General features: G+C 54.1%; 8 protein-coding genes and 2 pseudogenes. 2 read left to right on the forward strand and 8 right to left on the reverse strand.

Going from position 1 to position 10,640, the window contains the following annotated elements:
- Positions 1 to 520 precede the first annotated feature (520 nt).
- The 5 genes from N6P30_RS23675 to N6P30_RS23695 are packed head-to-tail and all read right to left on the reverse strand — an operon-like array spanning position 521 to position 6,690.
- Entirely contained in the window at positions 521 to 2,266 is a 1,746-nt protein-coding gene (locus tag N6P30_RS23675; protein ID WP_004187005.1) for an acetyl/propionyl/methylcrotonyl-CoA carboxylase subunit alpha, read from the reverse strand.
- The gene (locus N6P30_RS23680) at positions 2,266 to 3,849 is read right to left on the reverse strand and encodes an urea amidolyase family protein (RefSeq protein ID WP_004181711.1); all 1,584 of its coding nucleotides are present in this window, start codon (positions 3,847 to 3,849) and stop codon (positions 2,266 to 2,268) included. Before N6P30_RS23680 ends, N6P30_RS23675 begins: the two co-directional genes overlap by 1 nt.
- 12 nt (positions 3,850 to 3,861) lie before the next feature.
- Entirely contained in the window at positions 3,862 to 4,668 is an 807-nt protein-coding gene (locus tag N6P30_RS23685; protein ID WP_004187003.1) for a putative hydro-lyase, read from the reverse strand.
- Entirely contained in the window at positions 4,658 to 5,437 is a 780-nt protein-coding gene (locus N6P30_RS23690) for a LamB/YcsF family protein (RefSeq protein ID WP_040120125.1), read from the reverse strand. Before N6P30_RS23690 ends, N6P30_RS23685 begins: the two co-directional genes overlap by 11 nt.
- Before the next feature lie 8 nt (positions 5,438 to 5,445).
- Entirely contained in the window at positions 5,446 to 6,690 is a 1,245-nt protein-coding gene (locus N6P30_RS23695) for an NRAMP family divalent metal transporter (protein ID WP_004181707.1), read from the reverse strand.
- A 339-nt stretch (positions 6,691 to 7,029) separates the two neighbouring features.
- On the opposite strand from N6P30_RS23695, the gene N6P30_RS23700 reads away from it, so the two are divergent.
- Both N6P30_RS23700 and N6P30_RS23705 read left to right on the forward strand, forming a co-directional pair.
- The gene (locus N6P30_RS23700) at positions 7,030 to 7,680 is read left to right on the forward strand and encodes a GntR family transcriptional regulator (RefSeq protein ID WP_004181705.1); all 651 of its coding nucleotides are present in this window, start codon (positions 7,030 to 7,032) and stop codon (positions 7,678 to 7,680) included.
- Positions 7,681 to 8,158: 478 nt separating this feature from the next.
- A pseudogene (locus tag N6P30_RS23705) lies at positions 8,159 to 8,830 on the forward strand (IS110 family transposase); the annotation flags it as partial.
- Positions 8,831 to 8,862: 32 nt separating this feature from the next.
- On the opposite strand, the gene istB reads toward N6P30_RS23705, so the two are convergent.
- From istB to N6P30_RS23720, 3 genes and pseudogenes are all read right to left on the reverse strand, one after another.
- The gene (gene istB / locus N6P30_RS23710) at positions 8,863 to 9,645 is read right to left on the reverse strand and encodes an IS21-like element ISSen3 family helper ATPase IstB (protein WP_032415729.1); all 783 of its coding nucleotides are present in this window, start codon (positions 9,643 to 9,645) and stop codon (positions 8,863 to 8,865) included.
- A pseudogene (locus N6P30_RS23715) lies at positions 9,642 to 9,956 on the reverse strand (IS21 family transposase); the annotation flags it as partial. The pseudogene N6P30_RS23715 and the gene istB, both read right to left, overlap by 4 nt.
- 24 nt (positions 9,957 to 9,980) lie before the next feature.
- A partial coding sequence (locus N6P30_RS23720) for an IS256 family transposase (protein ID WP_260629990.1) occupies positions 9,981 to 10,640 on the reverse strand: 660 nt, incomplete at its 5' end.

A 10,640-nucleotide genomic window follows, 5' to 3' on the forward strand; every position in this document is an offset into this window, starting at 1 on the left:
AAGTCATCGGGCATTATCTGAACATAAAACACTATCAGTAAGTTGGAGTCATTACCTCATTTTCTGATGCGCATAGGACGCGCTGTTGTTCATAAATGAATGAGCAACAATGGCCCTTTCATGTTCATTCATTTCAGAGAATGGGTAATGATACCAACGTGTTGATTTCGTATTTTCACTGACACCAGGATCATCCTGATGTTACAAGGATTGAATGACTACAGATTAAAATAGTCATCAACAGGTTGACAGCATTACCTAAATTATTCTGGTGGCACAGCAATTTGCTAAATAACTTTACCTTCATTAAATTTTTAAAGAAATACAATCAGGAAAAGTGACTTTAAAAATCTTTTTCGAACATGACGCTACTGATATCTGATATTGCCTGCAGAATTTTTTCATAGACGTACACCTCTATTACAACGACAGGCAACGTACCAGTAATGCGTGCTACCACGCACTTTTGCCGTGAAGGGCGCAAATGCGTGGCTGTAACCATAAACTGTTAACGCCTGGGTCAGGGCGTAACCTTACCCAACACACCATCCTGCTGGCAGCTTTCTCCTGCAGCAATCTGGATTGACAGCACTCCGTTGCGGGCAGCAAGTACCGGTACTTCCATCTTCATTGCTTCCATTACTGCTAGAGTCTCGCCTTCACTGACGGTTTCGCCGGAAGTTTTAAGCCAGCGCTGCACAATGCCGGAGATGGGCGCAGTTACTGCACCGGCAACCTGTAATGCCTGGGGTGTTTCAGCCAGACTTGCCGGAACAGCACTACCGGAGGCAGCCTGGAAACTGGCCGGGAGAGCCAGTTGATGGCGCCGCCCATCAATTTCAATCCAGCAACGTTGTAGCGGGGAGTTACCTGGGGGTAAAGGGCGTACCTGTTCAGCAAGCTCAGCAGAAAAATCAGTCTCAATCCAGCGCGTATGAACACTAAAGCTTTTAGTAAAATCCGGGGAATGGAGTACCGCTTCATGGAAAGGCAGCACTGATGCCACTCCTTCGATGCGAAAGGCTTTGACTGCCTGGCGCGCACGCGCCAGCGCCTGGTCGCGGTCTGGTGCCCAAATGACCAGTTTCGCCATCAGTGAATCATAGAAGCCAGAAATAGTGTCTCCATGGGTGACACCACTGTCCACGCGTACCCCTGGTCCTCCTGGCAGATCAAAGCGTGTAATCGTACCCGGCACCGGGAGAAAACCTTTCGCCGGGTCTTCTGCATTAATCCGCAGTTCAATGGCGTGGCCACGCGGCACTGGTGGTGTGGTAATACTCAGTGGTAACCCATGGGCAACGCGTAGCTGTTCTTTGACCAGATCCAGACCGCTGGTTTCTTCAGTTATTGGGTGTTCAACCTGCAAACGGGTATTGACTTCAAGAAACGACAACACACCATTGGCACCCAGCAAAAACTCTACCGTGCCTGCGCTGCGGTAACCGGCACGCTGGCAAATGGACTGCGCGGCACTGGCAATTTGTGCTTCGATTTCAGCACTGAGAAAAGGCGCCGGGGCTTCTTCTACCAGTTTTTGGTTGCGGCGTTGCAGAGAGCAGTCGCGGGTACCCACCACGACTACGTGGCCCTGCTCGTCGGCGATAACCTGCGCTTCAATATGGCGCGGGCGGTCGAGATACTGTTCAACATAACACTCCCCGCGCCCGAAGGCTGTCAGCGCTTCACTGACGGCTGACTGGTAAAGTGTGGCGATTTCCTCCCGAAACCACGCTACTTTCAACCCGCGCCCACCACCACCAAAGGCAGCCTTGATAGCAACGGGCAGGCCGTGTTCATCGGCAAAGCGGATAACGTCCTCCGCGCAAGAAACCGGGTCTGGCGTACCTTTAACCAGCGGTGCACCAACTGCCATGGCAATTTTCCGCGCCTGGACTTTATCACCCAATTGCTCGATGGTTTCCGGGCGTGGGCCAATCCAGATAAGCCCGGCGGCTTCCACGGCACGGGCGAATTCAGCCCGCTCAGACAAAAAGCCGTAACCTGGGTGCACCATTGTGGCTTCACTGCGGCGGGCAACGTCGATCAGTTGTTCGATATTCAGGTAAGTCTCTGCCGGGCTGGACCCGGGTAATGCCCAGGCTTCACCAGCCAGGCGGCAATGCAGGCTGTCGACGTCCGGGTCAGCATAGACCGCGACACTGGCAAAACCGTATTCATGGCAGGCCCGGATAATGCGAACCGCAATTTCGCCCCGGTTCGCGACGAGCACTTTGTGTGGGGGAACGGTAGCAACAGCGCTCATTATTTATACTCCTCAAAAACAGTAAAAGGGTGAATGGCCCGAAAGCGAATCTGGCAGTTGGGCGGGAGTTGGCCCGCAATATCAAGATGGTAGTGGGCGACAGCACCAATCACCGGGTAACCACCGGTTAACGGGTGGTCGGCCAGAAACAGAACCGGTTGCCCGTTCGCCGGAACCTGGATGGCACCAATGCAAGTTCCTTCACTGGGTAATTCGCGGTTGTCACTGCGTGTAAGCGGTAACTCGCCCTGTAACCGCAGGCCAATGCGGTTAGATTGTGGCGTGACTTGCCAGCACTGGCTGGTGAGCCGGTCCAGCGCTTCGTCGTTGAACCAGTCGCAGCGTGGCCCAGGGATGATATCCAGCGTGATGGTCTCGCCGGGTGCCGGTAATGAAGGCAGGCCGATGACAGCAGGCTGTACCGCACTGTATGGCGGCGTGGTGCCTGCATACAATTTAACCCCAGCCTGTAACGGTTCCGGGCCAACTTGTGCCAGCGTGTCGCGTGAGGCACTGCCCAGTTGTGGTGTAACGGCCCAGCCGCCACGGCGTGCCAGGTAACTGCGCACGCCGCGTGCTGGCGCTCCCAGTCGTAACTGGTCGCCTGCTTCAAGTGCCAGTGGCGCTTCTGTGCTGGCGGTAAAATGTGCGCCGTCTGCACGGGTGACCATGACCGGGCAGGGCGCGCCTGTTAGCGCAACGACCATTGGGGCACAAATACGGGCTCTGAACCCACCGGCAGTAATTTCCAGTGCGGGCAGGTGACCAGGGTTGCCAACCAGCCAGTTGGCGCGCCGCCAAGCGGCCTGGTCAAGTGCACCCGAAGGGGATATCCCCATGCTTGACTGCCCTGCGCGCCCGGCATCCTGAAACAGGGTTTGTAAACCTGGTGATATCACTGACATCACTGCGCTACCGGAAGCTGATTGTTGGAGGGGCTGTGGTTTTACCACCGGCACACAGACCGGGGCGCGCGTGACATCGACAAACTGCACTTGCATGCCGGGTTGCAATAACGCGGGCGGCTGCCTGTCCAGGGCAAACAGTGTTTCTGTGGTGCGGCCAATTATTTGCCAGCCACCGGGACTTGCGTGGGGGTAAATACCGCTGAATTCTCCGGCAAGCCCAACAGAACCCGCCGGAATACGGGTGCGGGGGCTTGCGCGGCGGGGAACCTGGATACCGGCTTCACGAGAAACAAGGTAAGCGAAACCTGGCGCAAAACCACAAAAGGCCACCTGCCACAAAGAGCCGGTGTGGCGCTGAATGAGCGCCTCAACACTCAACCCGAGGTATTCCGCCATCTCGGCCAAATCATCACCAGTATACTGAACGGGGATGGTGACTACTTTACCTGTGCGCTGAGCTTGCATCTGTCCATCGAGCTGGCGAATGGCAGCAGATAACTGGTGGCACTGGGTGAGAGTTGGGTCAAAATGGATAAGCAGGGTACGGGCTGCAGGAATGATCTCTTCCACTCCTGACAATGGCGCAGCCTGCAAGGCGGCGAACAAAGCCAGCGTGTCATCAAGAGTGCCCAGCTCCACTAAAAAACTGGACAGGCTGCAAGGTAAAAATCGCACATTACATCCTTATTATTGTTGCCAGGCGGCGTTCGGAATATCGGTGATAAACATGTGGCCAGGGGCATGGCTTACAGCAAATGGCACCCGTGATGCCATCACTGCTGCCTGTGGGGTAACGCCACAGGCCCAGAACACTGGTATTTCTCCAGGGCGGAGTGTCACCGGGTCGCCAAAGTCTGGTTTGTTGATGTCCTGAATACCCAGCGCCTGCGGTTCACCAATATGTACCGGTGCGCCATGGACGGCCGGGTAACGGGCAGTAATAGTGACGGCATCAGCAACCTGATGAGCCGGAACCGGCCGCATGGAGACCACCAGTTCGCCTTTCAGCCTGCCAGCTTCACGGCAGGGGCGATTGGTTCGGTACATCGGCACATTGCAATCTTCGCTGATATGGCGGACATCAATGCCTGCCTGCATCAGTGGTGTTTCGAATGTGAAGCTGCAGCCAATCAAAAAAGTGACCAGGTCCGGGTGGCTTTGCCAGATTTCCCGGGCATCGGTCACTTCTTTAGCCAGTTCACCATCACGCCATACCCGGTAACGCGGTATGTCCGTATCCACACGGCCTCCAGCTGCCAGCATAGTGTGGCATTGCCCGGCTTCGAGGACATCAAGCACCGGGCAACTTTGTGGGTTGCGCTGCGCGTAGAGCAGAAAATCAAATGCCCAGTCGCGTGGCAGGGCTATCATATTCACTTGGGTCATGCCTGGCGCCATCCCGGCGGTGGGTTTGTCGTAACCCTTACGAATACGCAGGCGAGCCTGTGCCGCCTCTTCCAGTGCTTGTGGTGTTGCAGGGTAATTAATGTTCATTGCTGTTCTCCCGGGCAAAAGGCGCAATTTGGATACCTTCCTGCTCCAGTGCAGCCCGCACTTTGATTGCCATCTCGACGGCACCAGGGGAATCACCATGCACGCAGATACTTTGGGCAGAGATGGGCGTGAACACACTTTCAACTGACACTACACCGCCTTCGCGCACCAGTTGCACCATACGGCTGGCAATGGCCTGTGTATCGTGCAACACAGCACCGGCTTCCCGGCGTGAAACTAGCGTACCGTCCTGATGGTAGGCCCGGTCGGCAAAGGCTTCAGCCACAACCTGCAACCCCTGCTCGCGAGCAAGCTGTGCAAGAGGAGAACCGGCAAGCACCACTAGTGGTAAACTGGCGTTATAGTCTTTAATCGCATTAATGACTGCCATGCCCTGGCGCCTGTCGTGTGCAATTGTGTTGTATAACGCCCCATGGGGTTTGACATAACTCACTCTGGTGCCCGCCGCACGGGCGAGGCCCGCCAGTGCGCCAATTTGGTAAATTACGCTAGCAGTCAGGTCGTCATCTGCCATATTCATTTCCCGGCGGCCAAAGCCCTGTATATCCGGGTAACCCACATGAGCGCCACAACACACCTGGTTGGCTGCGGCGGCTTTGAGTGTGGCCCGCATCCCGGCCGGGTCACCGGCATGGAACCCACAGGCAATGTTTGCGCTACTCACCACAGTCAGCATGCGTGCGTCATCACCCATATGCCACTGACCAAAGCTTTCGCCAAGATCGCTGTTAATATCAATGGTGTTCATAGGCAGCCTTATGCAATTTTCAGGAAATTAAAAATAGTGGAAACCGACATGATGGCCATATACCAGGTCATGATGCAGGTTATCATCCCCAGCCAGAGCAACCAGCGTGGGTAACGGTAACCGTCCATCAGGTCTGCCCGGCGCCAGCCAACCCAAAGGAATAAAGTTAACCCCAGGGGAAGCACCAGGCCATTGAACCCGCCAGCAAACACCAGCAGAGCTGCGGGGGCTGTACCCAGGCACAGATACACAACCAGAGTGAATGCAATAAATATCAGAGTGGCGATATTGCGCTGGCGCTCAGTAATCCCCGGGCGGAAAACGGAAATAAAAGAAACGGATGTCCATGCGGCGCCTACCACGCTGGAAAGTGCTGCGGCCCACAATACAATACCGAAAATACGCAGGCCCACATTACCGGCTGCGGCCAGGAATGCCTGAGAAGCCGGGTTTGCATTGTGGCTGGAGAGATCAATGGTGACACCACTGGCAACCACGCCAAAAATAGCCAGAAACAGCACATAACGCATGATGCCGACCACAATAATCCCGCGGTTGGCCGCCGAAGAAACTTCTTTGATGTGTTCTTTGCCGCTGATGCCCTTATCGAGCAGGCGGTGAGCACCCGCATAACTGATGTAACCCCCGACAGTACCGCCAACAATAGTGGTGATTGCCGCAAAGTTAATATTGCTGGGGAACACGGTTTCACGCAGTGCCATGCCCAATGGTGGGTGTGAAACCAGTGCCACGTAGAGTGTCAGCACTATCATGACAACCCCCAGCGCAATAAGCATGCGGTCAAGCGCTACACCAGCACGGCGTGAAGCAAAAATATAAATCGCAATAGCTGCGCTGATAAGCCCACCCAGTTTAGGGCTCAAGCCAAACAAGGCATTCAGCCCTAAACCGGCGCCCGCGATGTTGCCAATGTTGAACACCAGTCCGCCAAAGATAACCAACACAGCCAACAGGTAGCCACTGCCCGGGATTGCCCGGTTTGCTACCTCTGCTGCATTCATTTGTGTCAGGGTTACCACGCGCCAGATATTTTGCTGTACGACAAAGTCAATCAGGATAGAAGCCAGAATACCGAACGCGAATGCGACACCCAGGGTGGCGGTGAAGGTGGCGGTTTGAGTAATAAAACCCGGGCCAATGGCGGAAGTCGCCATCAGAAAAATGGCGGCGAGAAGAGATGAACGCCGGTTTTGAACAAAGCTTTTATGCTGATTGATGTTATCAACTGCCATTGCATGCACTCCAGTCGGGGGGATGTCATGTTGTTAAGCAAAAACCATTCCATTATTGGGTTAAAGTTATTTCATTGTTCATCAATTATAGATAAATTGATGAACAATATTGATCGTAGTGGAAAAAATACGAATGTAAAATATTTGTTAATGCATGGTTTTAAAAGAGTGAGATAACACGCAAAAACAACTGTGCACAGCAATGACGCACTGCATGCACCGGCCTGGTGCGTTCTTCGCGGCTATGCCAGCAATAATGCCGGGAAGGGGTGAGGATAAGTTGCTGCTTCTTCTGGATTATGGGAATATTGCCGCTTGTCCCCCGTTAGTGAGAGGCAGATGAGAGAACCTGCAGAGCCTGTACTGAGTGAAATGATTGCTCAGGCATTACGTCAGAAAATTATTGCTGGAGAGTTACTGCCTGGTGCCCGCCTCTCGGAAAGGGAATTAACCAGCCAGTTGGATATTTCCCGTAACACGTTGCGTGAAGTTTTTCGTTTGCTTACCCAGGAAGGGCTGTTGCGTTACCAGCCAAACCGGGGCGTGTGTGTGGCGGTACCCACAGATGCCGATATCATAGATATTTACCGCATCCGGCGGTTGATTGAATGTGATGCATTGCGTAATGCTTACCCATACCACCCGGCGATTACCATGATGGAGCGTGCTGTTAACGAGGCGCGTCGCGCTTTGCGGGAGGAAAACTGGGGGGAGGTTGGCACCGCGAATATGCAATTCCATGCAGCCATTGTCGCACTTTCAGACAGTGAGCGTCTGATGCGGCTTTACCAGCATATTTCAGCCGAATTACGCCTGGCCTTTGGTCAACTGGCAGATAAAGAGATGCTGCATTCACCCTATGTGGAGAAAAACGCGGGGATAATTTTGTTGCTGAAAGCGGGTGAAAACGGTAACGCCGCTGCCACCCTTGAAACCTACCTGAATATTTCTGAACGCACTATTCTGGCTGCGCTGGCGCGCAGCCGGTAATTTACCTGAGCTCTGGCAGCTACAGGCCTGCCGGGCGAGGTACTTCTATATAACGGCCATCCGCATCACGTTCGTAATAGTGGCCGTCACTGACATAATGGCTAATTCCTTTCATTGCATGGGGTGCCAGTGGTGAGCTGCGTCTGTAGGCGCTGCAGGATCTGCTCTTTGGTCAGTGACTCAAACTCCCGGAGCATGACGCGAAGCTACAGCTCCCGCGTGGCACGTTCGGCCAGCAAGGGGATACCCACTGGTTTTGCCATATACCTGTTAGGTGCGTAGTGACGCGTCAAGCTCCTCGGTCGTGAGTTCCTGCATCCTATTAAAAATATTAACATTAAATCCGGAAGGCATGAAGAAGCTCATCTTTGCTGGCAGGAGAAGACAACCTTAACGAATGGAAGGGACTTCCCCTGATTATGCGCCTGATTAAGTCTTGTGCAATCATGGGGTAAACACAGCCCCGGAGGGATTCGTTATGACCATCACGACAGTCGGTATCGATCTTGTAAAAAATGTGTTTGCTGTTCACGGCGTTGACCAGAATGGCAAAGCTGTTCTGATTAAATCCAGAGTAACCCGCACCGCTCTTCCCGGGCTGATTGCTGGTTTACCGCCCTGTGTTATCGGAATGGAGGCCTGTTCCGGAGCGCATTACTGGGCAAGACTGTTCCGGCAGTATGGTCATGAGCCGCGTCTGATGGCCGCTAAATTTGTATCTCCTTACCGCATGGCCGGTAAATCAGGAAAAAATGATGCAGCTGATGCTCAGGCTATCTGCGAAGCAGTCTGCCGACCGCATATGCGGTTTGTGCCAGTTAAGGATGAAAGCCAGCAGGCGATGCAGTGCCTGCATCGCACCCGTCAGGGATTTATTGAAGAGAAAACAGCAACGTATAATCGCCTACGAGGATTGATATCTGAATTTGGCGTCATCGCGCCACAAAGTACAGATGCCCTGCGACACATGGTTTCTGCACAGAAAGATTCTTTACCACTTCAGGTTCAGCAATGTGTTGATGATTTGCTGGAGCACGTTGCTCGCATCGAAGCCAACATAGCTGAATATGATCGGATTTTGTTCCGCATGGCCAAAACAGATCATCGCAGTCAGTGTCAACAACGGGTAAAAAGTGATCCACTTACCGCCACCACCAACGGTTTAATATTGATCCACCTTGTTTACTCAGGATTAGCTTCAGCGATAACCCCGGCCTTTCGTTTCTGCTTCAGTCGATAGCTTTCCCCTTTTATTTGCACGACGTGTGAGTGATGTAAGATCCGGTCCAGCATCGCCGATGTCAGCGCTGCATCACCGGCGAACGTCTGATCCCACTGCCCGAACGGCAGGTTGGAGGTCAGGATCATCGCGCTCTTCTCGTAACGTTTGGCGATGACCTGGAAGAACAGCTTGGCTTCCTCCTGACTGAACGGCAGATAACCTATTTCATCGATGATAAGCAGCTTCGGGGCCATGACACCACGATTGAGAGTCGTTTTGTAACGGCCCTGACGCTGTGAAGTGGACAGCTGTAGCAGCAGGTCCGCTGCTGTTGTGAAGCGAACCTTGATGCCCGCCCGTATTGCTTCGTAGCCCATGGCTATCGCCAGATGCGTTTTTCCCACGCCCGATGGCCCCAGCAACACGATGTTTTCGTTACGCTCTATGAAGCTCAGGGATCGCAGCGACTGGATTTGCTTCTGAGGAGCGCCGGTGGCGAAGGTGAAGTCGTACTCCTCGAACGTCTTTACCGCCGGGAAGGCTGCCATCCGCGTGTACATCGCCTGTTTACGCTGATGCCGGGCCAGTTTCTCCTCATGTAACAGGTGCTCCAGGAAGTCCATGTAGCTCCATTCCTGATCCACCGCCTGTTGCGACAGCGCCGGCGCTGCGCCGATAAGACTGTCCAGCTGGAGCTGTTCGGCAAGCACCATCAGCCGTTGATGTTGCAGTTCGACCATCATGCGGCTCCTCTGCAGAACGTGTCATAGATGGAGAGCGGATGATGCAACGGCTGCCTGTCGAAGGTCATCAGGCTTTCATCAACCTGCACGTCATACTGTTTTTTCTCCGGTGGCAGTGCCAGCATGGATTGCTGTTCCTCCACCCAGCGATCGCAGGGGCGGGTCTGGATAGTTTCATGCTTACGTTGATTGGCCACATCGTACAGCCAGCGCAGGCCGTAACGGTTTGCGGTTTCAACATCGACGGTGATCCCCATCGGACGCAGGCGTGTCATTAACGGGATATAGAAGCTGTTGCGGGGACCCTGTACACGATTCTGTGTAAATGCCTTTTCTCAGAAGTGACCGTCCAGGCGGTCACCGAACTCGATAATAAAGCGGCTCATTGCCATACGCCAGTCCCTCAGCGGCATCGTCCATTTCTGTGAGGCCGCCTGGATTGCCAGCCACACCACCTTTTTCACCGCGTCGTCCGTCGGGAACACCTTACGCTTTTTGATAGCATGCCGGATCACGCTGTTCAGTGATTCTATGGCGTTGGTGGTGTAGATGACTTTGCGGATGTCTGCCGGGTAAGCGAAGAACGTCGCCAGGTTGGCCCAGTTTGCCTGCCAGCTTCGGCTTATCTGCGGATAGCGGCTGTCCCAGGCTGCGGCGAACGCTTCCAGCGCCTGCTGGCCTGCTTCTTCCGTCGGTGCCTGGTAAATCGCTTTCAGGTCGCGGGTGACGGCTTTGTAGTCCTTCCAGGAGACGAACCGCAGGCTGTTGCGCACCATATGCACGATGCACAGCTGGATGCGGGCCTCCGGATACACCGCGTTGATGGCGTCCGGGAAACCTTTCAGGCCGTCAACGCAGGCAATGAGGATATCGTTCAGGCCACGATTCTTCAATTCTGTCAGCACATTCAGCCAGAACTTCGCCCCTTCATTTTCGGCCAGCCACATCCCCAGCAACTCTTTCTGGCCTTCGATATGGGGTCGTCTCAGAAAACG

The organism is Enterobacter sp. PL1 (assembly GCF_945957325.1).
Classification (GTDB): domain Bacteria; phylum Pseudomonadota; class Gammaproteobacteria; order Enterobacterales; family Enterobacteriaceae; genus Enterobacter; species Enterobacter roggenkampii.